The following is a 26,251-nucleotide window of genomic DNA, read 5'->3' on the forward strand; positions in this document are numbered from 1 at the left end:
GGCTCCGAGAATGGACGCCTCCTTTCTGCTCATCCCCGCCGTAGCGATCGTCGCCTCGCTGATCACGCTCATCAGCGGCTTCGGTCTGGGCACCTTGCTGCTGCCGGTCTTCGCGTTCTTCTTTCCGCTGGAAGTGGCCATCGGGCTCACGGCCGTGGTGCACTTGCTCAATAACCTCTTCAAGCTGGGGCTGCTGTGGAAGGACATCCACTGGACCACGGTACTGCGCTTCGGCGTGCCGGGCATCGTTGGAGCCTACCTCGGTGCACGGTTCATGGTCCTGCTCGGCACGCGCGAGCCGCTCTATCATGGCGTGCTGCATCCGGTTGATCCGCTCGACCTCGTCATCGCCGCGCTCATGCTCATCTTCGGGCTCCTTGAAATATCCAAGCGCTTGAACAAGCTCTCGCTGCCATCGACCTGGATGGTGCCCGGCGGAGTGGTCAGCGGATTCTTCGGCGGGCTCAGTGGTCATCAAGGAGCGTTGCGCAGCCTCTTCCTCTTGCGCAGCGGCTTAGCCAAGGAAGCGTTCATCGCAACGGGCGTAGCCATCGCCTGCCTCGTGGATTTCACCCGGCTGCCCACCTATGCGCGCGGCGACACGCTCTCCATGGCGCGTGAACAATGGCCTTTGCTGCTCGCGGCGACGATTGCGGCCTTCATCGGCGCGTGGTGGGGCCGCAAGCTGATTCCCAAGGTGACCTTCCATGGCGTGCAGCTCACCGTGGGGGTGTTGATCCTCGCGATCGCGGGGCTACTGGCTTCGGGCACTATTTGAAACGCCCTGTATCCGGTGCGTCAACGGGCTTCCTTGATGGGTTCCCGGTCAATCATCCCGTCGCTGAGATTCAGGACCTGGTTCAATTGCCTGGTCATCGTGGCGAACTCAAGGAAGGCCATGAGGAAACCGCTACTTCACCCCCGCATCGGGAAGTAGCGGTCGGATCTCTACCGACGAAGCACTATTCTCCTGCGCATGTGCAGGTTGATCAACTGGCCCATGAGTGCTGGTTGATGCAGTGAGGATGCATCAGCGTGACCAACGGCCACTGCCGGGCCAAGCACGACCTTTACAACCCCAGCCTGTGTTTCGTCACCGGCTCGCCCATGCCCACCGCCTACACCGTCTACGTCATCGAGCTTGCCCGCAAGGTCTTCACCGAGGACCGCAGGTTCCGCGAAGCCAATCCGCAATACAACGGCGTGCTGGAATGCGTGTATGTGGGCATGACGAGCAAGACGCCGCAGGAGCGCCTCGCACAGCACAAGACCGGCGCGCTGAGCAAGAAAGGGCACAAGCTCAGCAGCAGCATCGTGCAGAAGTACGGGCGCTATCTGCGACCGAGTCTTTACCGGGATATCGGCCCCCTGAGCCGGGCAGAGGCGCTGGAAGTGGAAAAAGGCCTTGCGCAAGAGCTTCGCAGCAAGGGTTACGCGGTGTGGACGAACTGAGGAATCCTCGCCGCCACCCAAAGAAGCACGACAATCCGTTCCTTCACCACATGCGCCAACTGGTCACGATCCTGCTTCTCATTTTCCTGCACACGGCGCACGCGCAGGTGCTGCCGGCCTACGCGCTCTTCGATGCGAAAGGCAAGCCGCTCTCGCACAAGCGCATGCTCGCGAAAGCGGCCGCCGCCGATGTGGTCCTCTTCGGCGAGCTCCACAACAACTCCATCGCGCACTGGCTGCAGCTGGTGATGGCGCGCGACCTCGCAGCGCGCGGACCACTGGTGATGGGCGCTGAGATGATCGAGGCCGACGACCAATCGGCGCTGGACCGTTACCTGCACGGCGAGGTCGATCAGGCGGGCCTCGACACGCTCGCGCGGCTGTGGAAGAACCATCGTACCGATTACGCTCCGCTGGTGGACTTCGCGAAGGAGAGGGGCCTGCCCTTCATCGCGTGCAACGTGCCCCGGCGCTACGCACGCGCGGTGAACAAGGGCGGCTTCGCAGCGCTCGATACGATGGCCGCAGCGGAACGCGTATTCATGGCCCCGTTGCCCATCGCCTTCGACCCTACGCTACCGCGTTATGTGGCCATGCTGGAGATGATGGAAGGACATGGCACGGCCCAAATGGTGATGGCCCAAGCGCTGAAGGATGCCACCATGGCGCACTTCATCGCGCAGCATGCGAAGGCCGGCGCGCGCTTCCTGCATTTCAATGGCTCGTACCACAGCGATTACCACGAGGGCATCGGATGGTACTTGCGCCGCGCACGATCCGATTTGCGGCAGTTCACCATCGCTACCGTGACCCAAGGGCAATTGAAGACGCTCGATGCGGAGCACCTCGGCAAGGCCGATGTCATTCTATGCGTGGATGCGGCAGTGCCAGGGAGTTATTGAAGTGCAACCGAAGGTGTGCGAGCAGCTAGCGTCACGCTGCTTATTGCCTGCACATGCCAGGCACGGCCACTCCAGCGCCGACGAACCTACACCGCCAATAGCATCTTCACCCCTGCCATCAGCAACACGGCCACGAGCACCACAAGAATGGCTCGCGTACCGAAGCGCGATGAGCCGAGCGCTGATCCCAGCGCGCCACCGGTGATCACGGCCAACAACCAATACAAGAGGAAAGGGTCGAAGACGGCCCCTGCCATGCGCGATCCGAAGAGGCCAGCGATGGAGTTGATCAGGATGAAGAGCGCGGCAATGCCGCTGACCTGCCGCACGGCCGCCCAACGGCCTGCGATCAGGATCGGTGAGAGGAAGATGCCGCCACCCACGCCGATGATGCCTGAGAGGAAACCGACGGGCGCACCGATCACGGTGCCGAGCCAGGGGGGCAACGCACGAGGCTCCTTGCCTTCGCCGAATTGACAAGCGCGCCACGCCATGAGGAATGCGGAGAGCACGAGGAACACACCCGCACCACGCGCGAACCAGAGCGCGGGCAATTGCAAGGCCCCGCCGAAATAGGCCATGGGCATGGCAACAATGATCAAGGGCAGGAACACCTCCGCATCAAATCGGCCGGCACGCAAGTAGCGCCAACTCGCGATGCTCGCCACGGCGATGTTCAGCACCAGCGAGGTGGGCTTGATCGTTTCCGGCGCGAAGGAGAGCAGCGCCATCACCGCCAGATAACCGCTTGCTCCGGCGTGGCCTACACTGCTGTACAGGACAGCGATGCCGAAGAAGAGCACCAGGGCAAGGAAGTGGGGATCCATCCGGAGAATGTAGAATGCAATAGGTAGAATGCCAAAAGTTCAATGACGGACCTACGGTCACATCGGACTCATGCCATTCTGCTTCTTCGGTTCTGCATTCGGAATCCTGCTCTCTCATCCTTCCCACTCCGCCCAGCTCGTGGCCGTCTCCTGCAGTCGTGCAGCGCACAGCCTCACCTCAACGGGCATCTTCGGTGCTAAGTCCTCCACGATCGCGAGCAGGATGTTCTCGCAAGTGGGTTGAAATGAGGTGAAGATCACCCGTCCGAAGAGTGCATTCGACAGGTCCACCGATCCCTTCTCCCGATCGTGCAGGAATAGGGCATGGTCATAGCGGTCCACGATGGGCTTCACCATCCGCTTCAGGTCGGCGAAGTCGATGACCATGCCGTCCTTGGGATGCCCGGGCGCGTTGGCCGGCGTGCCTTCGATGGTGATGTCCAGCACGTAGCTGTGGCCGTGGATGTTGGCGCACTGGCCATCGTGACAGCGCAGGGCATGGGCCATCTCGAAGGCGAAGCGCTTGGTGACGCGGACGTTGCGGGTGAGGCTCATGGGCGGCGAAGATCGGCACTGGCGTCTTGTGGTTGTTTCTTCGCAGAGCATGCGTTCGGTCATCTGCGTCATTGCCATGCTCACCGGCTGCACCGCTTTCACCCAGCGAGTGACCTCGGCCCAAGCGCACCTCTGGGCCTCGCACTGGGGCGATCATCGCATCAGCGAGCGCTGGGGCTTCCACACCGAAGGGCATTGGCGGCGTGCCAAGCTGGGCCAGGATCGGCAGCAGCTGCTCCTGCGCCCCGCCATCAACTTCCATCTGAACGACCAGGTGCTGCTCACGCAGGGCTACAGCTACTACTTCAACTACGCGTACGGCGCGCACCCGATCAAGTACCAGAACTGGGAGCATCATCTATACCAGCAAGTGCAGCTCAGCGGGCATGCCATCGGCCGTGCACGGCTGCAGCATCGGTTCCGCATGGAAGAGCGATTCATCGCGAAGCTGAAGCCCGCCGATGACGATGCCTCCGTTGGGGAATTCGACAGCTACACCTACCAGAGCCGCTTCCGCTATCGTGCTTGGCTCACTGTGCCGCTTGGCCACGACAAGGTGGAACCCGGCGTGTTCAGTGCGCAGTTCTACGATGAGGTCTTCCTGAATTTCGGTGATAGCCAACGACTCGATTTCATCCAGCAGAACCGGATATCGGCGCTGCTGGGCTATCAGATGAACAAGCCCGTGAGCATCCTGGCCGGCTACCTGTACCAGAGCATCCAGCGGCCCGGCGCTGCGAGCGGGGTGGACCTCATCGAGCTCAACAGCACCGTGCACATCGCGCTCGTGTGCAACCTCGACCTGCGCAACTCGAAGGCATCGACGCCTTGACTTCGAAACGTCCTGCCGGCATTGGTCCCCTGACTTCCGGCTGCGATGCCGGGCCGGCCCGGCGTGACGAACCAGGAATCGAGAACGCTCCTCCTTCCGGAAGGGCGCCCCCAATGGCTCCTGGTTCCGAATCACAGCATCGTCGTCGGGCACACGTACTCGGTGCGCTTCACATCGGTCTCCTTGATGGCGTTGAATCCGCCTTCCACATCAACGAAGTTGTCCCAGCCCCGCGCCTTGAGGATGCTCGCTGCGATCATGCTGCGGTAGCCGCCCGCGCAGTGCAGGATGAAGGGCTTGTCCTTCGGGAATTGCGCCAGGTGCTGATTGATCTGGTTCAGCGGCACATTGATGGCGTCGAGCACATGTTCGCTATCGAACTCGCTCTTCTTGCGCACATCGATGACTATCGGCTTACCCGCATTGCGCTTCGCGAACTCCTTCGCATCAATGCGATCCACCCTGTCCACCTCCTTGCCCGCCGATCGCCATGCCTCGAACCCGCCCTTCAGGTAGCCGATGGCGTTGTCGTAACCCACGCGGCTCAGGCGGATGATGCTCTCTTCCTCCCTTCCCGGTTCGGTCACCAGCAGGATCGCTTGCTTGATGTCCGTGATCATCTCGCCCACCCACATGGCGAAGTTGCTGTCGAGCCCGATGTTGATGCTGTTGGGGATGAACCCCTTGGCGAACTCCCCGGCCGGGCGGGTATCGAGCACCAAGGGACGCTCCTCGTTTGCCACTACCTCGAACTCATCGGACGCGTAGGCCTTCTTCCCACGCTCCATGATGGTATCGAGGCTCTCGTAACCCTGGATGTTCATGAGCACGTTCTTCGGGAAATAGCCCGGAGGCGCGGTGAGGCCCGTGAGCAGCTGCTTGATGAATTCCTCTTTCGTGAGATCCGGATCGAGCGCATAGTTGGTGCGCTTCTGATTGCCAAGCGTATCGGTGGTCTCCTTGCTCATCATCTTCCCGCACGCGCTGCCGGCGCCATGATTAGGGTACACGATCAGGTCGTCGCTCAAGGGCATGATCTTGTTCCGGAGCGAATCGAAGAGATGTCCCGCCAGCTTCTCCTCGGTGAGGTCGGCGATCACGTGCTGCGCCAGATCAGGGCGGCCAACATCGCCGATGAAGAGCGTGTCGCCGGTGATGATGCCGTGCTCCTTGCCTTCTTCATCAATCACCAGGTAGGTGGTGCTCTCCATGGTGTGCCCTGGGGTATGGATGGCCTTCACCTTCGCCTTGCCCACGATGAACATCTCACCATCGGCGGCCACATGCGCCGGGAAGCCGGGCTTCGCCGTTGGGCCGTAAACGATGGTGGCCCCGGTCTTCTTCGCCAGGTCGAGGTGGCCGCTCACGAAGTCGGCATGGAAGTGCGTTTCGAACACATACTTGACCGCAGCGCCATCGGCCTTTGCGCGATCGATGTAGGGTTGCACTTCGCGCAGCGGGTCGAAGATGGCCGCTTCGCCATTGCTCTCAAGGTAATACGCCGCATGCGCGATGCAGCCGGTGTAGATTTGCTGGAGCTTCATGGTCGTTGGGTGGGGGTTGAGGGTTGATGGAACGCTGAGGGTCGCATTGGCCCAATCCTGCTGGAACGCAAAACTCCCCTAGCCGTGGACCCGCTTCGCTGACGATCATCAGCGACAGACGCCCTATGTGACTTGCATCACCGGCCAGTAAAGCGAAGGCCCGGCTCCGGGACGATCCGGGCCGGGCCTTCAAGCAAGGGATCCACTACTGGTTAGGTGCCGCTGCCGGGGCTTCCTCGACCTTCACATCGTGGGTATGCGCTTCGGCCTTGCCGGAGCAAGCCGCTTTGTCGCCTTTTGCCTTGCCAGCGCAGCAGGCGGCGCCTTTCGCATGGCCCTCGGGGGCAACGGTCTCGGCCGCAGGGGCAGCTTCGAGCGATGCAGCGCCTACGGTTTCGGGTGCGATTGCCTCAGCCGTCTTCGCTTCGCCCTTGTCGTGGCAGCCCGCCTTATTCGCGCTGGCTTTGCCCGCGCAACAGGCGGCTTTCGGGGCGGCCCCGTCGGGTGTTACTGCAACGGCCTCGGTCTTCTTGGCCTTGCGTTCTTTCTTGGTGCTGGCGTCTTGAGCTGTGGCCGTGGCCGTGATGAAGGCCAGGGCAAGGATGCTGAGGAGGATGCGCATGGTGTCTGTTTGTGTGGTGCGAAAGTAGGCGAAATGCGAGGCCTCAGCCCTGCGCCTCGTCCAATTGGATCATGGCGAATACCGCGTAGTTGATGATGTCGAGGAAGTTGGCGTCGATTCCCTCACTCACCAAGGTCGCCCCTTGATTGTCCTCGATGCTCTTGATCCGTAGGAGCTTCATCAGGATGAGGTCCACGAGTGAGCTCACGCGCATGCTCCGCCAGGCCTCACCGTAATCGTGGTTCTTGCGGGTCATCAGGTCGCGCGCATGCTGTTGCTGCCGGAGCACTTGATCAGCAGCGGCCTTGGCATCGAGGTCCGGTGCCTCCACCACGCCAAGCTCCAATTGCACCAGGGCCATGGCCGCGTAGTTGATGATGCCCACGAGTTCCGGCCTTATCCCTTCGCCCACCTTGCTCTCCCCCACCTGCTGCAGGGTGCGGATGCGCTGGGCCTTGATCAGGATCTGGTCCGTGAGTGAGGGCACCCGCAGGATGCGCCAGGCCGTGCCGTAGTCCTTCGCCTTCTTCGCAAAGAGGTCGAGGCATTCATGAATGATGGCGTCGTATTGCTCCAGCGTGCGTTCCATCGGCGGCCGAAGGTAGGTCCCCGCTTCCGCCGTCATTCCTCAGCCACGCGTGCGCTCCATGCCCAACTCAGCGCGCCACCACCACCGAGCGTCGTGTGGCGAGCTGTTCCGTGCGCAGTAGCACCTGATAGGTGCCGGGGGCCAGCGCGGATACATCGAGCTGCACGCGTGGCGCACCACGGCTCAGCGCCCTGGTGAGCACGCACCGGCCAGCCGCATCGAACAGATCAACGGTTGCCGCGCCCAGGGAACCTTCCCCGAAGGTGAGGCTCAGCACGTCTGCCGTCGGATTGGGCACTATCCCGAAGGCGGATCCCGATCCAGCCTCTTCGACCCCAACGCCCAGCTCCCAGACCTGCGTGGAGCTGCAGGCACCGCCATCAACCGTGAGCGTGATGGTGTAAGGCCCTGCGCCAGCGAACGTATGCACCGGGTTCTGTTCTGTTGAGGTGGTGCCATCACCGAAATCCCAGAGCCAGCTGCTGGCGCCCCCGGAGGCTTCGCTGAAGCTGAGGGTGCTGCCGTTGGCCGCATATGTGAAGTTGGCGCCGGGAACCACGAACGCGGTCACCTCAACCGGTGAACTGCGGCAGGGATCGGCCACCACTTCCAGGTCATAGAGGTAGTAGTAGAATCCGTTTCCGGTGGTTGAAGAGGAACCGGTGAGCGAAATGAGGCCGGGCTGGATGTATGGATACACCGCGCCCGCGTTGTTACGGTAGAGGTTCATGTTGCTGCCCCCCACGCTGTACACGCCCGGAGCTGGCACATGGAAGCCCAGATCGATGCGGCCCTGGCCAACAGGAACGTTCACCTGGATGGTCTGGATCGGCGCGCCACTGGTGCCATTCACGCCGTACCAAAGGCTGATCGTCCGTACGCCCGCCGTGGCGGCTTCGACCCAAGCGGAAACCAAAGTCAAGGGCTGGAAAGCGGTGAAGTTCACCGTGCCGATGAAGGCGTTGCCATGCTGCCCGCCGGTGCCGATCGCGTTGTTCAAGGGCCCAACGTTGACCGGCGCGGAAGCGATCTCGTTGCGCACGAAGAAGGTGCTCGTGCTGTTCAACGGCGCCGTGACAAAGGGGTCGCCGCTGCCGATCGGCTCGTCCTGCGCATCATACCAGACCGCTTCGTCATCGGCGCTGGCCGTAAGCGTTCCTGGGGTGCCATAGCACACGGTGATGTCATCAGCGATGGGCGGCTCGGGCAGGTCGACGGTGACCAGCATCGACTGGGTGTCTGACCCGATGTTGTTGGTGACCGTGAGCGTTACGGTATAGGTGCCACTGGTCGCGTAAGTATGGCTCGGGTCCTCCTCCGTGGATGTGCCGCCATCGCCGAAATCCCATGCCCACCCTTGCGGGATATCCGTTGAGGCATCGGTGAAGGAGACCGTGCCGTTGCACGCGGAGAGTATCGTGAACGAGAACGCTGCGGATGGCGGCTCGGTGGCGATCAAGCAGCTGTTCGGCAGATCGAAGGCCTCCGTTTGGTCGAAGCGCGAGGTGCTGCTGCCCTGATCCGCACTGAAGCCCAGGCCGCGCGTGGCGAAGGCCTGCCAGATGAGGCAGCGGTTCGCGCCGGCGTACAGGAGCTCATCGGCCGCGAGGATCGCATCGCGCCCATCGACGAAGCCGGGGCTGCATGGCTGCAGCTTCAGGGCCTCGATCACCAGCTGCATCGCGATGTTGTTGCCGCCACTGCCCGTGTACAGGTCCGGGTCGAAACCGTACGCATCGACCAGTGCCCATGTGAGGTCCCAGAGCATGGTGGCCCACACGAAGCCCACGCCATGCGGCTCAGAGAGCGAGGAGTTATTGGTGGCGCCGTAAGTGTAGTTGTTCACGGCGAAGGAGGTGGAGTAGCGTGCCGGGCGGATGCCTACGCCGGTGATGGCCTCGCCGGAGGCGTAGGTGGCCATGCCGCGGCCGTCGGCGGCCTGATCGCCCGGCTCCATGGTGAGCATCAGGCCGAACCAATCGCTCCAGCCCTCACCCATCTGCTCATCGTTGCTGAGGCAGCTGGAGTTGCTGCCCCCGCCGGTGAGCCGGATCGAGATGCCGTGCCCGTATTCATGCGCCACCACGCCGTTGTCGAAGGAGCCATCGCGGTCGGGGGATCCCGCCGTCCAGTTGTACATCTGCATGCGGCCGTTGCTTCCCTCAGGCGGTGACGAGAAGTTGGCGTTGTTGGTCCCACCGCCGTCCTGCGCCTCAGCCAGCACGTGGTCGCCGCCAGAACCCGCACCGCTGTAATTGGTCTGCTGGAAGTTGCCGCTCTGCTCATCGAAGCCGTAACGCTGCCACACATCGTGCATCAGGTTGTTCCAGTAGAACAGGTTGGTGATCGCCGCATCCTGGTTCCCCGCGGGCGCCAAGCCCAGGTTCAGCGGGAAATCGAAGGTGAGGGTGGCGCCGCCCTCGGGGCTGTATCCGGGCTGGTCATCGTCGTCGGCATCCTCGTACGCGCGCACGTTGTTGCCGCGGGTGGTGGTGAATTCCGCACCTGCAACGCCATTCACATCGTGCCAGCCATAGGGCGATGCGATGGGATCCGCAGGGTCGATCACCAGCGTGCGAAGGCCGTGGTTCGGGCTCTCCACGGGCGAATCGAATACGCGGTAACCCGATGTTCCGGGCAATGATCGAGGCGCCGCTGCATCGCAGGCCTCCCCGGCACGCTCATGGTGCCGATGCTCCGTTTCCGGGAACTGGCATTGCACCGTGTAATCGGTCACGCGCAACAAGCCGCCCGTGCTTGCATCCAACGCAAGGTTCCACCAGCTCGCGCTCTTCCGTGAACGGATGGTGAGCTCCCAGGCCAGCCGCAGCCTTCCATCGTCAACAGGCTGATAGATCAACCTTGCGCGGATGGGTTCATGCGCGATGCCGGAGGGCGAGAGCTCCAGGATCCCGCCTGGCAGCGCGTGAAGCACGACCGGCTCCCGATCGAGGTCAAGATCCATCGCGTCGGCGGCAGCACGAAGCGCCAACGGAGCGCTCAGCGCTGGTTCCGAAGGGCCCGCCAAGGCGGCGGCATCGCGCACGAATCGGCCCGCGATGTGCACCACTCGGCCTTCGCGCAGCGCGCAGGTGATGATCGCGTTGTGCACGTCGAGGCCATTCACCATCTGGTTCACATGCACGATGGATACACCCGGCGCTTTGGAAGAGGGCTGGTCGGTGATCCGCCAATGCTGCGCGTCGGTCCCGGTGAGGCCCAGCTTATCGGCATGCTCAAGCAGGTACGCGCGGATCGCGCCGTCATGGTGCTGCGCTCCAGCCAAGGTCGCACAAAGAAGCAGGGCTATGAAAGGAATGAGGCGCCGTTGCATGGGATGGGGGCTTGGTTGCGAAACGGCCCGTGATCCACGATCGGGGTCGAGCCGCGTTGCTCAAACATAGCTGAATGCGACCTTCGGCGCGGAAGCAATGCACGGAATGGCCACTTGGCGACTGAAGGACCGGCTCCACGAAGCCCGCTTCCCCATGGTCATGGGGATCATCAATGCTACGCCTGATTCGTTCCTTGCGGCCAGCCGGGCGGGCACCAGTGATGCGCTGCGGCTCGGGGAGCGGATGCTCCTGGAGGGCGCGTCGATACTTGATATCGGCGGCATGAGCACACGACCGGGATCCGAGGAGGTGCCGGAATCCGAGGAGCTCAGACGCGCGATTCCTATGGTGGAGGCCCTTCACCTGCGATTCCCGGAGGCACTGCTGAGCATCGACACGTATCGCTCGCGCGTGGCGCACGATGCCGTGATGGCCGGCGCTAGCCTCGTCAACGACATCGGCGCTGGCCTGCTCGATGACAGGATGCTGGAGACAGTGGCTCGGCTTCACGTTCCGTACATCGCCATGCACATGCAAGGGAATCCCCGCACCATGCAGGCCGATCCGCGCTACACCGATGCGGTGGCTGAAGTGACGCTCTTCCTCAGCCGAAGGCTCAGTGCCGCGCGCCAGGCGGGCATCGCGGATGCGGTCCTCGATCCAGGATTCGGATTCGGGAAGGCCATCACGCACAACTACGCGCTGCTCGCACGGCTCGGAAGCATCGTGGCCCTGGGAGCCCCGGTCCTTGTGGGGCTTTCGCGCAAGCGAATGATCAACGAGGTGCTGGGCACCGCGCCTGATGAAGCGCTCAACGGCACCACCGCGCTGAACACCATCGCCCTGCTGAAGGGGGCGTCGATCCTTCGCGTGCACGACGTGAAGGAGGCCATGCAGTGCGTGAGGCTCGTTGCTGCCCTGCGCGATCAGAAGTAGGCCCGCTTCCGCTTCTTTCGCCGGCTGGCCGCGCGCTGGGCCATCTTCTCCTTCTCCAGCGCACCGATCGCCCGTTCGTAGTGCACCATCACGCGCTCGGTCTCCGAACGCATGCGCTCGGTGTATTCGATGTCCCAGCTCAGGTTGCGCACACTGTGCTTGTAGCTGGCCATGCCCACCGGCATGTCGAAGAGCTCGAAATCGAAGCGCTCGATGAAGGCGAACAGCGTGATCTGCACATCCATGTCGTAGAAGGGGACATCAGGGAAGAGCGGGATCTCGCGCGCATCGATCCGCACATACTTAGGCACCATGTCCTTGCGGTAGAACCACACCTGGTAATCGTAGCCGCGCTCGAGGTAGATCTCGTAGTTCCCCTTCCAATCCGTGAACACGGTCTCGCGCTCAATGCTGTCCTTCACAAGGCGCACCTGCACCTGCTTGAGGCCATCGCCGGTGAAGTACTCGCTCACCAGGCCGTGCATGCGGATGTAGAACGCGCTGGCGGAGGATGCCATGAGCACCAGCGCCAGGGCCATCAGCCCGCGCGACCCGGTCGCCCACCTCCGCTTCTTCGCCATTGCTCCCAAATTACCGGGTACGGCGGCAAAGGTGCGGTTTCTTCGACGGACGCATCTTCGCGGCAAACCGATTCCCATGTTCCGCGACCTGCGCGCCTCGGAGAACTTCCACATCGTGCTCTGGCTGGTCAAGGACCTGTGCTGGGTGATGGGATTGAAGGCCCTCGGGCTCGCCATGTTCATCCCCACCCTGCTCATGGCGGTCCATATCGCCTGGCGGATGCGCGGCGATCGGGGGGAGCTGCTCCATTGCATCGCGGTGGTGTGCTGGATCACGGCCAACGGCATCTGGATGATCGGTGAGTTCTGGTTCGAGGATACCAAACGCCATTGGGCGGTGCCCTTCTTCGCAGCCGGGTTGCTCATCGTGGCGTGGTACTACCTGATCATGCTGCCCAAGCAAGGCAGGGGCGGTTCCACGGCGGGACCGGCTTAACATGCAGCGATCAGCCGCCTTCTACTTTCGCCGGCCCGCAAAAACGAACCTCTTCACATGGATCCGCTCGCGCGCCTGAGGCTCCGCTCCAACCGCACGCTCCGCATCGCGGCGGCGTGGGCGGCCATGGGTGCCTTGAGCGCCTTGTTCGAGCACATCGCGCTCGCCGAGCAGGGCGTTCAGAGCGACCTTGGAGCCGGATTGATGGAGCGATCAGCGCTGGTGTTCGCGATCGGCATCGTGGGTGGCGGTGCGTACATCTTCGTGCTGCGCGACCGGCTCCGGCACCTGGCCTATCTGCCGGCGCTGGGCATCATGGCCGCGCTGATCGCATTGGTGCTCGCGGCGCTGGGCGCTTGGCTGCCCGCTCAGGACGACCCCTTCGGCGGCGACTTCGGCGATCGCCTCTTCAGCGTGGCCTGGCTCGGCCAATACCTTCAATGGACCGCCCTGATGGGCGCCACCATGCTCACGGTGCGACTCAGCGACCAGTTCGGGTCCAGCGGCCTTTCCTACCTCGCGGGCCGCTACAGCCATCCTCGCCAGGAGCTGCGCATCTTCATGTTCCTCGACATGCGCTCGAGCACCAGCATCGCGGAGGACCTCGGCCACGTGCGCTACTTCCAGCTGATCAATGAGCTGTTCCAGGAGATCACCGACCCGATCGTTTACTCGCGCGGCGAGATCTACCAGTACGTGGGCGATGAGATCAGCGTGAGCTGGCCCTTGCGCCGTGGCGTGAACAAGCAGCGCTGCATCCGCTGCTTCCTGGACATCCGCGCGAAGCTGAAGAGCCGCGCCTCCCATTATCAGGCGCGCTACGGCATCACGCCCACTTTCAAGGCCGGCTTCCACTACGGCGAAGTGACCACCGGCGAGGTGGGCCTGGTGAAGAAGGAGCGCATCTTCAGCGGCGATGCCGTGAACACCGCCGCGCGCATCCAGAACACGTGCAATGCACATGGCGTGGACAACCTGATCAGCAAGGAGCTGCTGGACCTCCTGCTCCCGAAGGGCGCGCTTCCGGTGCGGGAGATCGGCAGCATCGCGTTGAAGGGGAAGCGATCGGCCATCAGCCTATGGACCATCGAAGAGCCGGCCAAGCCGGCGAAGCCAGCTCAATAGGTCCACGACCTCCGTCGCGAAGCCACCACGGTCATGCCCAAGGGGCTGCGGTAAACCACGCGGTCCCCGAAGAGCTCGAATCGCCTGATCGCCGCCTCGCTGCCGAAGCGGAAGCGCGCACCGTTCAGGATGCCATGCAGCTCACGGTTCAGGTCGAGGTAAGCCAGCAGCGCGCCCTCCACTTCCCATTGCTCGGGAACGTAGCCCTCCACCGCAACCGATGCACCATCGCGGAAGAGCATGAGCCGCCCATCATCGAGGTAGAGGAGGAGGCTGTCGCGCACCCAGTATTCCGTCGGCGGGTCGTCCGTGACGCGATGCAGCGCGCCGCGATCGAAGCACTTCAGCCTTCCGTTGCCATCGATGAAGGCGACGAGGCCATCACCCGCCTTCGCCGACGCGGGCCGCAGTTCGCTCAATTCATGCTCCGTTCCGTTGAAGAGCGCCTTGAACACGCGCGCCTGTCCGTCCCACCAGCCAACCACGCCGCCTCCGGCCACCGCAATGCCTACATCGGTGCTGTCGTTCAGCACCCGAAGCTTGCCGCCCTGGAATAACGAGAGCCTTCGCGCTTCCTTGTTGAAGAGCACGAGCAGGTTGGACCCCAGGAGCCATTGCGGCCGTTCGCTGCCACGTTCGATGCTGGCAACCGGATGGTGCAGGCCGCGCCAGATCACGCGCAGCTCATCGTGGAGCGTATCGTGCAACGCGATCAGGCTATCGCTCACATCGAAGTCCGCCACATGGGTCGCGATGGCATGAGCACGGCCTTCGCGGATGGTCTTGAGCGTATCCGCGCTGAGCCAGGCGAGGCGGTGCCGTGTGCCCTTCGGCATTCCGGCCCTGCGATCGAGCAGGTGCAACCGCCGACCTTCTTCGATGAACAGCTTCAACCGGCCATCATGGTCGCGGTACGCCACTTGGCCATTCATGGAATGCACCCATCCGGGCGGTCGCGGCTCGAGCTTCTCGAAGCGCCCATCAGCCAGGATGATGAAGCGCTCCTCCCCGGAGACGAAAGGCACCGGTGCCTGCGCACCAACGGGTCCGGAGAGCAGAACGAGAGCGAAGGCCAGGGACCGGTTCCGCATCATTGAGCGACCCTCAGGCGTGAAACCTCATGCACGCGCACCTCACGCCGCTTGCCCTTCACTGGCACCAAGTGCTCCGGTCCGATGTCGAATCTATCCGCGGCATCCAGCATGCGCGCGAGCATCTCGGCGCTCACCAGGATCCGCGTCTTCATCGCCTTGGCCAAGCCGAGCATGCGGCTTACGCTGTTCATCACATCACCGCTGAGATCCACGGTGCGTTTGATGTGCCCCACCTGCGCCGAGATCACGCGCCCACCGTGCAGGCCTGCGCGGAACTGCGGCACCAGCCCATACTCGCGCTTGAACTCCTCCTCATGCTGCGCGATCCGTGCCTCGATGTCGAAGAAAAGGTCGAGGCAGTTGAGGTGCCGTGTTCCGATGCGCATGGGCCAGGTGAAGATCACCTCATCGCCCACATACTTGTGGATGTCGGCCTCGTTGCGGAGCACGGCATCGGTCATGAGCGAGTACACATGGTTGAGGAAACGGTAGTAGCGCAGATCGCCAAGGCGCTCCGCGATCTCGGTGCTGCTCACCAGATCGAGCGTGAGCACCACGCGCTCCTCGCGCTTGGGGCGCTCATACCGGCCGAGGAGGAATCCCATGAAGGTGCGGCGGCCCATCCATTCCTCCACCTGCACCACCAGGATGGCGATGGAGCTGACCACCACCGCGCGAAGCACGAGCCGGTAGAATTGCGCCATGCCGAAGATCTCATGCATGCGGTAGGGCGCATCGCTGGCGAGCATCGTGAAGCGATCGCTGCCCCAGAGCCAAGCCACGCCGATGAGCAGCACGGTGAACAGGTTCACTAGGAGCGCCTTCCCGATGAATTGCAAGGGGACCGCCAATGCACGGAAACGCCTTCCGAAGAGGTACTCTTCCAGGACGCCTGTCCAGAGGCCGAGCAGCAGCCACGCTCCCAATACGGGCAGGCTGATGTCATCGCCGGCGAAGAGCGTGAGCACCCAGGCCACCATAGCCGCCACCAAACCGTACTTGGCGATCTTGCGGAGCTTATAGCGCGTAAGGGCGTTCATTGCGGGGCGCGAATGTACTTGCACCGGATGCCGCCACCTTTGCGGCATGGACCTCGTTCGCCGCACCATCGCGCGCTATGTTGAGCTCTCTGATCGCGATTGGGCGGTGATTGCTCCGTGCTGGAAGGAATATGCATTCAGCCGCGGCGCTTTCATCAGCCGTGTCGGCAAGGTCGAGGACCGCTTCTACATCGTAGCCCAAGGCGTTCAGAAGCTCTCGTTCCCGCACGATGGCGCTGACATCTGCGTAGGCTTCGCGTACGGCGGGAGCTGGAGCGGCGAATACGGATCCTTCATCACGCGGCAGCCAGCCCGGTTCGACGTGGTGGCCGTCACGGACAGCATCCTGCTGGGCATCACGCACGGCGACTTGCAGCGGTTGTATGCCGAACTGCCCGTGCTGGAGCGCTGGGGCCGATTGATCGCCGAGGAAGCGCTGCTAGGCCGCGCCGCCCGTGAGATCGAACAGATGAGCCTGAGCGCAGGAGAGCGCTACGAACGCCTGGTGAAGCGCAGCCCGCAACTGCTGCAGCTCGTTCCGCAGAAGGACATCGCCAGCTACCTGCGGATGACCCCGGAGACGCTGAGCCGCTTGCGACGGAGCACTTCTTGATGCAGATCAACGGGGCATGCCCGCGCGCGTTCATTGCTTCGCGGCATGAACCGGAAGCCCATGGATGCTCAATCCCTTTGCGAAGGGCTGATCGCTGACCTCGAGACGCAGATCGCCCGCGCACGCGCCATCGCGCAACTGCCTGCCGAACGGCTACTGCATCGCCCGGAACCAGCCAAATGGAACGTGCTCGACGTCTTCGAGCATTTGGTGCTCAGCAGCGGTGTTTACCTGCAAGGCTTGGAGCACGTCTTCGCAACACGCGCGGCCGACCTGCCCGCATCACTAACCTTCACTCCGGGACTGCTCGGCGACTATTTCACGCGCGCCATGCTGCCCAAGGCCGATGGGCGCCTGCCCTTGCGCATGCCCACCATCCGCCGCTTCGATCCCGCGCGGAACACGGGCTCAGATTCGGGGAGCATCCTCCGGTTCGTCGCGATGTGCGAGGGCCTCATCCGCCTGCTGAACCGTGCACCGGCCACCGACCTCAACCGCATGCGCATCGTGAGCACGCTGGGGCCTTTGGTGCAGCTCCGCGCCGGCGATGCCTTCCGCTTCCCGATCGCTCATCAGAAGAGGCACTTCACGCAGATTGAGCGTTTGCTGGCCCAACACTGAAATCGCAGGGCCGCTCCCGCTCATTCCGCGGCGAGCAGCCTTTTCAGCACACGAACGAATTCCCGCGGCCGTTCGATGTTCGGAACGTGGCCCGTGCGCGGGATCACGATCCAGCGATCCTCCGCCAACCCATTGCGCGCAAGCACCGCCCGTCCAACGGCATTCGGGATCAGCTCATCGCGCTCGCCCCAGATCAGGTGCACAGGCATCTTCCAACCGTAACGCTTGCGCATCAAGAGGTCCTCATGCGCGAGCAGGTCCTTCAAGAGGGTGATCTGCGCCGCACGGTAAGGCTCGGCGAATTCGCGATAGATCTGGTTCAGTATGAATCCCGGCATGGGCGGGTCACGGTAGAGCGAGAGCCGGATCCCGAAGCGTAAATCCTTGGCAGTGGGGGTGCGCATCACCGCCAGCATGCTCGGCGCGCCGTGCGCCCGCGCGATGCTATCCGCGAGGGCGGCGCTGTAATCGCTCACAAGGCCATCGTAAATAACCAAATGCTTGATGCGTTCTGGGTGCAATTCGGCCAAGCGCGCCGCGACCCCGCCGCCGTAGCTGTTGCCGACCACTGGGATTGGGTCTTTCACGCCGAGGCTGTCGAGCAGGAGGATCACATGCGCCACTTGGTCATCGATGCTGCGTCCCCCATGGGCGGTATCCCACTTCGTGCTCAGGCCATGGCTGAGCAGATCCGGCAGGATGCAGTCGTAGTCCTTGCGAAGCAGCTTGGCCGTCTTGCTCCATTGAAGAGCGCCGGTTCCTGTGTACCCGTGAAGCAGCAGGAGCTTGGGCTTTCCGGTGTCGCGGTGCCACGCGAAACGCGGCCCCTCAGGCGTAGCAAGGGTCCGAGCCTCGTAGTCATTGCGCTCCAATCGCTTATCGCAGGAGCGGCCATGCATACGAGCGAGGTTGCAGGAGGAGAGCCCAATGACTAAGAGGAGAAGGAAGATCAAGTTCACTGCACGCTGCATCCTCACCTGCGTGCCCTCCGCTTGCTCAATACGCTCCCCGCATCCAGGAACCAGATCGCCTTGAGCGAGAAACTGTTGATGCCGGGAGATCGCCATGTGTTGTCGAGGTTCTCGAAGTAGTCCTGGCGCACGATGCCTTCGCGGACGAAGATGTTGTCTTTCCAGCCAGGGTGATCTCGCTGCCGGGCGCGAAGTTCCAGCGCAGCCATACATCCACGGTGAACGCGTCGAAATCCACATCGTGCTTTGACGTGCCATCCTCGTAGCGGCCGTTGTACCCCGTGGCGGCCAGCTTGCCATCGAGCAGCAGCTCGTGGTATTCCACGTATTGCGCGCGGCTCCAATAGTGTCGCACATCAGCGTTGAGCGAAAGGGTGTTGGTGAAGGTGTAGCTGCCTTCCAAGCTGAGCTCCGTGGTCCACTGGTCGCGGCGGCCCAGGATGATGTCATCGTCCGAGAAGGCCACCCATCCCACGTCCTCATCCTTGAACTCGTGGTAGCCGCCAAGGATGAAGAAGAGCTTGTCGTTGGGGCGTACCCGATTCTCCAGCACGACCCACATGTTCTTTCGGTCCCGCTCATAGAAGCGGCGATAGCCTCCGCGCAGGTCAACCGCATAAGGCAGGTTATAATTGGTGCTGATCCACGCTTCGTAGCGCACGTTGGTGGGGAACTCATAGAGCCTGCCCGGCATGCGCGCCTCGAAGGGGTCGTAGGTGAGCACGGGTTCCGCGCGTATGCTGCCTCCGAAGGCATTGAAGCCGCGCAGCACGCGGAAGGTGTTCACCTCCATGGCGAGGTTGAAGAAGTGATCCGGGACGATCACGCGTGAGTATTCTCCATTGAATCCGATGCCCCAGCGCTGCCAAGGTGCCTTCGGCTTGTACTTCACGAAATTCAACTCAGGCTCCACGCTGCGGTAGTTCACCCACGGCCAGAATCCGAGGTCGTTCGGGTCGTACTCCGGCGAGAACTCCTCGTACGAGGTGCCGTAAGTGAGCGCGCCTCCGGTCTTGCCGATGCCGAGTTCGTAGGAGTAGCCGAGGTCACGGTCAAGCCCCGTTGCGAACTGCTGCGTGATGCGGCCCACCGCACCGCCTTGCAGCGTGCGCGCCTTGTTGTTCACCAGCAGGTCGAAGGCCGTGGTATTGGCATCGTAGGTATCACCATCGCGGAGCACGTTGGTGTTGATAAGGCTCGCGTAACCGTTGTTGGGCAATTGCTGATCGAGGACGATGACATTGTAGTTCGACAAGGGATCCGTGAGCACTTCGCGGGTGTTGCCCAAGCTGTCAGTGATGGTGCCGTAGGTGGCACGCGTCACTGTGTTCAGCAAGCCGATGCCCAGCCCTTTCGGGCCACGACCGCTGATCTTGGTGGCGTTGATGAGCTTGCTCACGCCGGGGTCGTCGGTGACGGTCTCGCCTTCTCGCAGCGATGCGTAGAGGTTGCCGCGCAACAGCGGCACCCCACCGATCCTGCGGCTGTAGAAGACATCGCCCCGCTGGAAGAGCTCGGTGCCCTCGGTGAAGAACTGCCGGTTCTCGTTGAACTGCACCTCGAAGGGCGAGAGGTTGAGCACCACGTTATCGCTCACCACCTGGCCGAAGTCGGGGATCAAGGTCATGTCCAGCGTGTAGGCATCCGTCAAACCGAGCTTCACATCCATGCCGCCGTTGAAGGTGGTCGTCCAATCGCTCTCGTTCGGGTCATCTTGCGGGAAGTGCTGCGCATAGGCTGAAGCGTACGGAAGCAGCATCAGGCGCAGCGGCGGTTCGATCCCGCTGATGCCCGTGAGCACCCCGCATTGCCGCAGCCAGCCTTCCTTCAAGGGGTCGATCGGGTTCCAGAAGCTCTTCTCGCGCGTCCGTCCTACGAGACGCATGAATTGAACGCTCCACACGTGCTCCTTGGCCTTGGGAAAGCGGAAGGCCGAGTACGGGATGCTCATCTCCGCCACCCAGCCTTGCTCCGTGATGCGCGCCGCGCTGTGCCAGACGGCATGCCAGTTCTCGTCCTCTTCCTCGTTGGCCACGATGGCATCGAACTGAACACCCGCCGCTGTGACAATGAACTCGAAGCCGTTGCGGCCGCTCTCATAGGGATCCAAGGTGATTCCGAACCAGTCGGTGATGCCGATCTGGTCGCGACCGCTGAGGCGCATCATCACACTATCGGGGTCATCGTAGAGAACTGCACTAATAAGGATGGCGTTGTCACTGTACAGCACGCGCACCTCGCTCCGGTAGTTGCTGGGCTCGTTGGGCCGCGGCTCGTTCTGCACGAATTCGGTGCCGATGGCCGCCGTGGCCCACGAGGGCTCATCGAGCACGCCATCCACCACGATGCGCTCCATGGCCCGAGCGGCCGTGAGATTCTTGCAGACCAGGGTGGTGTCCTGCGTGAAACCTGCTGAAGAAACGAGAAGAGCGATGAGGGCAGACAGGCGCATCGAGGCACGAAGGTCGGGGCCACGGGTTGAACAGGTCAGTCCTCGTGAACCATCCGAAGCGGGATGGACCGTTTCGAACGAACGCGCCCCACGGTTTCCCGCAGGGCGCTCGGTCGGACTGCACTGAGAACTACGCCGCCACTTCTTCCTCCTTATGGCTGCTCACCAGTTTATGCTGAAGCTCATTCGGCACGGGCTGGTAAGCGTGGAAGCGCTCGCTGTAAGTGCCGCGTCCTTGCGTAAGGCTGCGGAGCGTGGTGCTGTAGCGATCGAGTTCAGCCAGCGGCGTGAGCGCTCTGATGATCTGGTAGCGGCCGCTGCTGTCAACGCCCATCACGATGCTGCGGCGCCCTTGCAGGTCGGTCATCACATCGCCCATGAGGTCGGCGGGCACGCGCACCTCCAGTTCCTGGATGGGCTCCATCAGCTGCGGGTCGGCGTTGGTGAAGGCTTCGCGGAAAGCCTGCAAGCCCGCGATCTTGAAGCTGATGTCGTTGCTGTCCACCGGGTGCATCTTTCCGTCGTGCACGATCACGCGGATGTCGCGCGCGGGTGATCCGGTGAGCGGGCCGCGGTCCATCTTCTCCATCACGCCTTTGAGGATGCTCGGCATGAACTTGTTGTCGATCACACCGCCCACGATGCAGTTGTAGAAAACCAGCTTCCCGCCGGTGGGCAGTTCATGTTCCTCCTTGCTGCGCACGCTATGACCGGTGGGCTCGGGCATGCCTTCGTACCAGGGCTCGATCTTCAGATGCACTTCGCCGAATTGGCCACTGCCGCCCGTCTGCTTCTTGTGGCGGTAGCTGGCGGCCGCGCTCTTGCGGATGGTCTCGCGGTACGGGATGCGCGGGCTGCTGAAGGCGCAATCGACCTTGTAGTGGTGGTTCAGCTTCCACTTGAGCATGTTCAAGTGCAATTCGCCCTGCGCTCCCACGAGCTGCTGCGCGGTCTCGCGGCTGTACGTGAGCACGATGGTGGGATCCTCCTTCTGGATCTCCACCAGCGCGGCGTGCAGCTTCTCCTCGAGCTTCTGATCGGTGGCTCTGATCACCTGGCGCAAGCGCGGTTCGGGGAAGGCGATAGGCTGCAGTTTGATGCTCTTGCCCGGGGCGTGCAGCGTATGCGCGGTGGCGGTGTCCTTCAGCTTCATCGTCCCACCGATGTCACCGGCCACCAGCTTCTCCACCGGCTTGCGGTCCTTGCCGTCAACGATGAAGAGCTGGTTGATGCGCTCGGCGCTCCCGGTGTTGTCGTTCACCAGCTCCGTGCCCTCCTTCACTTCACCGCTCATGACCTTGAAGAGCGTGATGTGCCCTGCCTTCGGCTCGATCACGGTCTTGAAGGTGAAGAGCACGGCAGGCCCGTCGGCAACGCATTCCAGCCTTCCGCCTCCAACGAGCTCTTCAGCGGGCATCTCCAGCGCGGCAGGGGCCACGTTGTCGATGTAGCCCATCAGACGGCCGCTGCCCATGTTGCGCAGGGCGCTCAGGCAAAAGACCGGGAAGCAGGTGCGCTTCATCATGCCCTGCTTCAATCCGATGCGCATCTCGTCCTCGTCGAGCTCGCCCTTCTCGAAGTAATGCTCCATCAGGGCCTCATCGTTCTCAGCCGCCCGCTCAACAAGCTCCTTGTGAAGGGCATTGGCCTTCTCGAGCTCATCGGCTGGAATGGCCTGCTTCTCGGGCCTTCCCCCGGCATCCTTGAAGACGTACATGGTCATCTTCAGCAGGTCGATGATGCGGTGGAAGCCATCGCCCTGCTCCACGGGATATTGCATCACCGTCACTGCGCTGCCGAAGTGCTCGTTCGCCTGCGCGACCGTGGCCTCGAAATCGGCGTTGGGGTGATCGAGCTGGTTCACGCCGATGATCACCGGGCGGTCGTAATGCGCGATGTGGTCCCACACCAGGTCGGTGCCCACCTCCACGCCGTGGTGCGCGTTGAGCAGCAGCACGCAGGTATCGGCCACCCGCAAGGCCGGAATGGTCTCGCCCACGAGATCATCAAGGCCGGGCGTATCGACGATGTTGATCTTGTAGCCCTGCCACTCGGTATGCAGCACGGTGCTGTAAACGCTGCTTCCGCGCTCGTGCTCGAGCTCGTGGTAGTCGCTCACGGTGTTCTTGTCCTCGACCCGGCCGCGGCGTTGGATCAGACCCGCCTCGAAGAGCATGGTTTCGGCCAGCGTGGTCTTGCCGCATCCGTGGGATCCCAGCAGGACGATGTTCTTGATATGCTTCGCATCGAAGGTTTTCATGGCATGGAAGGGGTTTGGGGTGATTGGGTTTCTTCCGCCATTCGTGGAGGTCGCCAACTGATCCCATCTCCAGCAGGAGCGGAGGGCACTCTTCAGCGACGCGCGAGGCTTGGGCTGAAATTAGCCGAAGCGCACGGACATTTCCAAGGCATTCCTCAGCCCCGAAGCGCGAAGGCCCGCCGAAGCGAGCCTTCCGAATGATCGGTTATGCCGGTCAGTTCAGTGATTCCATGGCCCGCCCGGCCTGCAGGCGCTTGAACCGCTCAACCACCTCATCGTAGTTGGCGGGCAGGTTCAATTCCTTCTGCGGACAGAAGGCCAAATCCGCGCTCTGCTGGTAACCGCTTGGTTCAGCGGGCTTCTGGTGCTCTGCCGGGGTGCCCTCGCCATTCGGCTGGGCTTCGCTCGCGTTCTGCATCACGGGTTCCTTCCTTTTAGCTCAGGGGAACACGCCGGGAGCGGACTTGTTCAGCGGAGCGGGGCGAATGTATGGCGATGGCCTCCGCGTGTAAACAACCACTGTTCACGGATAAGCCCATCATGGGAATCCCGACATCGGGCGTGGGCCCATCTTTACCGCACCAACTCCCGCACCCATCATGCGCAAGCTCCTGATCCTTTCCTTGCTGTCCTGCTCCCTTGGCTCCTACGCTCAATTCAACGAAGCGGGCCGCTTCCACGCCTCTATTGGCGGTGCCGTTGGCTTTCACGCCACGAGGTACTATCAGAAGTTCACCTTCAACTTCTTCGGGACGCCGGTCAACGTGGACACCACCTCCACTGACGGAGCCGCGACATTCACCTTGCCCATCGAGCTCGACTTCGGCGTCGCCAAGTTCATGAGCCTCGGTCTCTACCTGGAGCCCGGTTCTTATGTCGATTCCAGTGCAACGGAGAGCAACCGCCTCATGATGGCAGGCATCCAGCCGCGCTTCTACCTGCTGAACAAGGATCGCTTCGCATTGCTCGCCTCGCTCCAACTGGGCGTTGCCGGACTGAACATCGTGCGCACCGAGCCGGGCTACACCAGTGATGCGCGATACATGGGCTTCCAGTGGGGATTGGGCACTGGCATGGCGGTGGGCTTCGGCGACCATTTCGGGATGCGCTTCATGCTGCGCTATGTGAGCACCAGCATGCCGCTGCGGGCCATTGAGGAGAACGGCAGCAGCATCGACCTTGACAATTTCGAAGCGAAGCTGACCACCGGCGGCGTGCTCCTGCAGCTTTCCCTGTGCGTGCGTTTCGGAGGGAATTGAGCCGCGCCTACTTTCGGCCCCGCATTGCGGTTCCGCCCTACGGCGGATGAAAAGGGAATCCCGTGCGAACCGGGAGCTGTTCCCGCAGCTGTGAATCGCTGAGGTCCAGCGCGAATGCCACTCGGCAACGGGGAAGGCGCGATGGATGAGGGCGATGAGCCAGAAGACCTGCCGCACTGCCCAAGACAATGGCCCCGGGCAAGGGCGGGTTGGCTGGCGGTGGCCATCCTTCCGTTCCTGGGGTTTCACCATCACGAACGCCGCGCGGTGAACGCGGCAGCCAAATCCCAATTCCCATGTACCGCTCTTTACTCTCAACAGCTGCGCTCGCAGCAAGCTTCTGGTGCCAGGCCCAAGGCCCCATGGTTCATCAGGTCCTCGTGCTCAGCGAAGGCTACTACGACTACTTCGGCGGCGGCGGACAGCTGGTGCCGGTGACCTTGGGCAGCTACGACCCGGCTGCAGGAACCTATGCAACCGTCGCGACCATCAACGGGCCGCGCTTCGGCAGCGATGTGCTCGTTGATGAAGGCATCGTGTTCGTAGCGACCGACGATCGCGTGCTGCGCTTCGATGCGGATACCTATCAACCGCTCGGCGAAGCCCTGGTGGCTGGTGTGCGCAAGCTGGCCATCTGGGGCGATGCGCTGCTGATCACCCGCGGCGAGCTGGGCGGCCTCCCCCACTACTTCGAGGCCCGCGACAAGAGCACGCTTGATCTGCTCTGGACAATCGACCCCACCGATGGACTGACCATGAGTGCCGAGGATGTGATCGTGGTTGGCGACAAGGCATATCTGGCTGTGAACAACGCCTTCGACTGGAGCAACCTTGCGGGAAAAGTGGGTGTGGTGGACCTTGTAGCGCAGAGCTATGGCACCGAGATCGACCTGGGGCTGAACGGGCTGAACCCTGAGAAGCTCTTCGTGAAGGACGGCGACGTGCTCGCCTTCTGCAACAACGATTTCACGAGCAGCAGCATCAGCCGCGTAAGCGTTGATGGGACCCCCGTGCTGCAGTACACCACGGTGGTAGCGGAGAATTCCGGCTGCGCTGCATCGGCGCTCGTGGAGGCCGAGGACAAGGTGTACTTCCTCGAGTACGCGCAGAATGAATTGGCGCGATTCGACCTGGCCACCGGCGCGGTGAGCGATACCCTGAGCGGCAGCCCGGCCATCTACGGCATCATCGAGGATCCGATCAACGGCGTGCTCTACGCCACCACCACCGATTTCTTCAGCGCCGGCGATTTCCATGTGCTCGGCCTCGATGGGCAGGTGACGGCTACTGTGCCCGCTGCCGTTTCCAGCGGGAATCTGGCACTGGATATCCGCTTGAGCACCGGTGTGCCTGAGCGCGATGCGGCGTCCATCACCGTATTCCCGAATCCAGCGGATCACGAGCTCTTCGTTCAAGCACCCCGCGCGGCCGCTTGGGTTGAAGTGCGCGATGCCGCAGGCCGCCTGGTACGGCGCGAAGTGATGATTCCCGGCGTGCAGCACCGGTTGATGGTGGACGGGATCGCGCCTGGCTTGTACACCGTTCAGGCGGAAGGTTCGAGCGCCTCGCGCTTCACCAAGCGCTGATCGGATCGGGCATCTACATTTGCCGCCCGCATCAGCCTCCTTAGCTCAGCGGTAGAGCAGCTCATTCGTAATGAGCAGGTCGTCAGTTCAAATCTGACAGGAGGCTCCAAAGGGATCGCGCGAGCGGTCCCTTAACCGTTTCCCCTCCTTCGTGGCTGCTTCGATGGCCGCTCGATGACCTTCAACGCCTCGAACTTGGATTCCACGACCCACTTCCCAGCGGTATCGATGCATCCCCAACTGTAGCCCCGCTTGGCAGCTGCATAGCCGTTCTCGCCGAAACGGGAAGCAATGCTTGAATTTGGGTGGGATGACCATATTATCCGAGTTGTCCACGTAACCCCAGAAATCGCTGCCGGCAGGCCGGGCCCGGGCGAGGAAGGTTTGGACTTACAAGCCCGTGCTGGGCAGCACGGCTGAACATGCGAGGAGGAAATGCTTCATGGCCTATGTGGACTGGTGGAACGAAGAAACGCAGACTCACCGAACCATGCAATGACATGGCCCGATCGCAGGCTCGACCGACTGGATTGCCGGGGGTGCCGAACCCATCCACTCATTCGCTGATGAATGAGCTCACCCTACCCCTCGACCCAAGCAGGCAGGGGCACATGGTCCG

Annotated in this window: 24 protein-coding genes, 1 tRNA gene and 1 riboswitch; of the genes, 12 read left to right on the forward strand and 13 right to left on the reverse strand. The window is 62.5% G+C overall.

What is annotated here, in order from left to right:
* Positions 1–10 precede the first annotated feature (10 nt).
* From IPM12_00220 to IPM12_00230, 3 genes are all read left to right on the forward strand, one after another.
* Entirely contained in the window at positions 11–778 is a 768-nt protein-coding gene (locus tag IPM12_00220; GenBank protein ID MBK9146223.1) for a sulfite exporter TauE/SafE family protein, read from the forward strand.
* Between the two features lie 329 nt (positions 779–1,107).
* The gene (locus tag IPM12_00225) at positions 1,108–1,452 is read left to right on the forward strand and encodes a ribose-5-phosphate isomerase (protein MBK9146224.1); all 345 of its coding nucleotides are present in this window, start codon (positions 1,108–1,110) and stop codon (positions 1,450–1,452) included.
* A gap of 50 nt (positions 1,453–1,502) precedes the next feature.
* A complete protein-coding gene (locus tag IPM12_00230) occupies positions 1,503–2,354 on the forward strand; it encodes a ChaN family lipoprotein (GenBank protein ID MBK9146225.1) in 852 nt (283 codons plus the stop codon).
* Positions 2,355–2,440: 86 nt separating this feature from the next.
* Here the strand turns inward: IPM12_00230 and IPM12_00235 are convergent, their stop codons facing one another.
* Positions 2,441–3,181: a sulfite exporter TauE/SafE family protein gene (locus IPM12_00235; protein MBK9146226.1), complete on the reverse strand. Its 741-nt coding sequence runs from the start codon at positions 3,179–3,181 to the stop codon at positions 2,441–2,443.
* 114 nt (positions 3,182–3,295) lie between these two features.
* Entirely contained in the window at positions 3,296–3,736 is a 441-nt protein-coding gene (locus IPM12_00240; GenBank protein ID MBK9146227.1) for a 6-carboxytetrahydropterin synthase, read from the reverse strand.
* A 49-nt stretch (positions 3,737–3,785) separates the two neighbouring features.
* On the opposite strand from IPM12_00240, the gene IPM12_00245 reads away from it, so the two are divergent.
* Positions 3,786–4,568, forward strand: coding sequence for a DUF2490 domain-containing protein (locus IPM12_00245; GenBank protein MBK9146228.1), 783 nt, complete (start codon positions 3,786–3,788; stop codon positions 4,566–4,568).
* Between the two features lie 131 nt (positions 4,569–4,699).
* On the opposite strand, the gene IPM12_00250 is transcribed toward IPM12_00245, so the two are convergent.
* From IPM12_00250 to IPM12_00265, 4 genes are all read right to left on the reverse strand, one after another.
* Complete coding sequence (locus tag IPM12_00250) at positions 4,700–6,112, reverse strand: MBL fold metallo-hydrolase (GenBank protein ID MBK9146229.1); 1,413 nt, start codon at positions 6,110–6,112, stop codon at positions 4,700–4,702.
* A 205-nt stretch (positions 6,113–6,317) separates the two neighbouring features.
* Entirely contained in the window at positions 6,318–6,734 is a 417-nt protein-coding gene (locus IPM12_00255; GenBank protein MBK9146230.1) for a hypothetical protein, read from the reverse strand.
* Positions 6,735–6,777: 43 nt separating this feature from the next.
* The gene (locus IPM12_00260) at positions 6,778–7,323 is read right to left on the reverse strand and encodes a DUF1599 domain-containing protein (GenBank protein MBK9146231.1); all 546 of its coding nucleotides are present in this window, start codon (positions 7,321–7,323) and stop codon (positions 6,778–6,780) included.
* Positions 7,324–7,390: 67 nt separating this feature from the next.
* The gene (locus IPM12_00265) at positions 7,391–10,657 is read right to left on the reverse strand and encodes a M36 family metallopeptidase (GenBank protein ID MBK9146232.1); all 3,267 of its coding nucleotides are present in this window, start codon (positions 10,655–10,657) and stop codon (positions 7,391–7,393) included.
* Between the two features lie 106 nt (positions 10,658–10,763).
* On the opposite strand from IPM12_00265, the gene folP reads away from it, so the two are divergent.
* On the forward strand, positions 10,764–11,594 hold the full coding sequence (gene folP, locus IPM12_00270; GenBank protein ID MBK9146233.1) for a dihydropteroate synthase: 831 nt from the start codon (positions 10,764–10,766) through the stop codon (positions 11,592–11,594).
* Here folP and IPM12_00275 read toward each other — a convergent pair.
* Positions 11,585–12,175, reverse strand: coding sequence for a hypothetical protein (locus IPM12_00275; protein ID MBK9146234.1), 591 nt, complete (start codon positions 12,173–12,175; stop codon positions 11,585–11,587). The genes folP and IPM12_00275 overlap by 10 nt on opposite strands.
* 76 nt (positions 12,176–12,251) lie before the next feature.
* Here IPM12_00275 and IPM12_00280 point away from each other — a divergent pair, with 76 nt between their 5' ends.
* Together IPM12_00280 and IPM12_00285 are read left to right on the forward strand one after the other, a co-directional pair.
* A complete protein-coding gene (locus IPM12_00280; GenBank protein ID MBK9146235.1) occupies positions 12,252–12,611 on the forward strand; it encodes a hypothetical protein in 360 nt (119 codons plus the stop codon).
* Between the two features lie 57 nt (positions 12,612–12,668).
* Positions 12,669–13,736, forward strand: a complete 1,068-nt coding sequence (locus IPM12_00285) for an adenylate/guanylate cyclase domain-containing protein (protein MBK9146236.1) — start codon at positions 12,669–12,671, stop codon at positions 13,734–13,736.
* Here the strand turns inward: IPM12_00285 and IPM12_00290 are convergent.
* Positions 13,730–14,827 carry a hypothetical protein gene (locus IPM12_00290; protein MBK9146237.1) on the reverse strand — a complete coding sequence of 366 codons (1,098 nt, stop codon included), beginning with the start codon at positions 14,825–14,827 and terminating at the stop codon, positions 13,730–13,732. The genes IPM12_00285 and IPM12_00290 overlap by 7 nt on opposite strands.
* Positions 14,827–15,870, reverse strand: a complete 1,044-nt coding sequence (locus tag IPM12_00295) for an adenylate/guanylate cyclase domain-containing protein (protein ID MBK9146238.1) — start codon at positions 15,868–15,870, stop codon at positions 14,827–14,829. Before IPM12_00295 ends, IPM12_00290 begins: the two co-directional genes overlap by 1 nt.
* A gap of 46 nt (positions 15,871–15,916) precedes the next feature.
* Here IPM12_00295 and IPM12_00300 point away from each other — a divergent pair, with 46 nt between their 5' ends.
* Positions 15,917–16,483 (forward strand): Crp/Fnr family transcriptional regulator, encoded by a 567-nt coding sequence (locus IPM12_00300; GenBank protein MBK9146239.1) that lies wholly within the window; start codon positions 15,917–15,919, stop codon positions 16,481–16,483.
* A gap of 45 nt (positions 16,484–16,528) precedes the next feature.
* Positions 16,529–17,104 (forward strand): DinB family protein, encoded by a 576-nt coding sequence (locus IPM12_00305; protein MBK9146240.1) that lies wholly within the window; start codon positions 16,529–16,531, stop codon positions 17,102–17,104.
* Between the two features lie 20 nt (positions 17,105–17,124).
* Here IPM12_00305 and IPM12_00310 read toward each other — a convergent pair whose 3' ends face one another.
* From IPM12_00310 to IPM12_00325, 4 genes are all read right to left on the reverse strand, one after another.
* Positions 17,125–18,003 carry an alpha/beta hydrolase gene (locus IPM12_00310; protein ID MBK9146241.1) on the reverse strand — a complete coding sequence of 293 codons (879 nt, stop codon included), beginning with the start codon at positions 18,001–18,003 and terminating at the stop codon, positions 17,125–17,127.
* A 97-nt stretch (positions 18,004–18,100) separates the two neighbouring features.
* Positions 18,101–20,527, reverse strand: a complete 2,427-nt coding sequence (locus IPM12_00315) for a carbohydrate binding family 9 domain-containing protein (protein ID MBK9146242.1) — start codon at positions 20,525–20,527, stop codon at positions 18,101–18,103.
* Between the two features lie 130 nt (positions 20,528–20,657).
* Positions 20,658–22,787 (reverse strand): elongation factor G, encoded by a 2,130-nt coding sequence (locus IPM12_00320; GenBank protein ID MBK9146243.1) that lies wholly within the window; start codon positions 22,785–22,787, stop codon positions 20,658–20,660.
* A gap of 214 nt (positions 22,788–23,001) precedes the next feature.
* The gene (locus IPM12_00325; protein ID MBK9146244.1) at positions 23,002–23,205 is read right to left on the reverse strand and encodes a hypothetical protein; all 204 of its coding nucleotides are present in this window, start codon (positions 23,203–23,205) and stop codon (positions 23,002–23,004) included.
* Positions 23,206–23,386: 181 nt separating this feature from the next.
* Between IPM12_00325 and IPM12_00330 the strand changes: the two genes are divergently transcribed.
* The 3 genes from IPM12_00330 (at position 23,387) to IPM12_00340 (ending at position 25,741) form a co-directional block, all read left to right on the forward strand.
* Positions 23,387–24,046 carry a hypothetical protein gene (locus tag IPM12_00330; protein ID MBK9146245.1) on the forward strand — a complete coding sequence of 220 codons (660 nt, stop codon included), beginning with the start codon at positions 23,387–23,389 and terminating at the stop codon, positions 24,044–24,046.
* Positions 24,047–24,056: 10 nt separating this feature from the next.
* Positions 24,057–24,237: riboswitch (cobalamin riboswitch) on the forward strand.
* A gap of 105 nt (positions 24,238–24,342) precedes the next feature.
* Complete coding sequence (locus IPM12_00335) at positions 24,343–25,632, forward strand: T9SS type A sorting domain-containing protein (protein ID MBK9146246.1); 1,290 nt, start codon at positions 24,343–24,345, stop codon at positions 25,630–25,632.
* 34 nt (positions 25,633–25,666) lie between these two features.
* Positions 25,667–25,741 (forward strand) — tRNA-Thr (locus IPM12_00340).
* Positions 25,742–26,251 lie beyond the last annotated feature (510 nt).

This window comes from Flavobacteriales bacterium (assembly GCA_016716605.1).
In the GTDB taxonomy this organism is placed as follows: domain Bacteria; phylum Bacteroidota; class Bacteroidia; order Flavobacteriales_F; family PHOS-HE28; genus PHOS-HE28.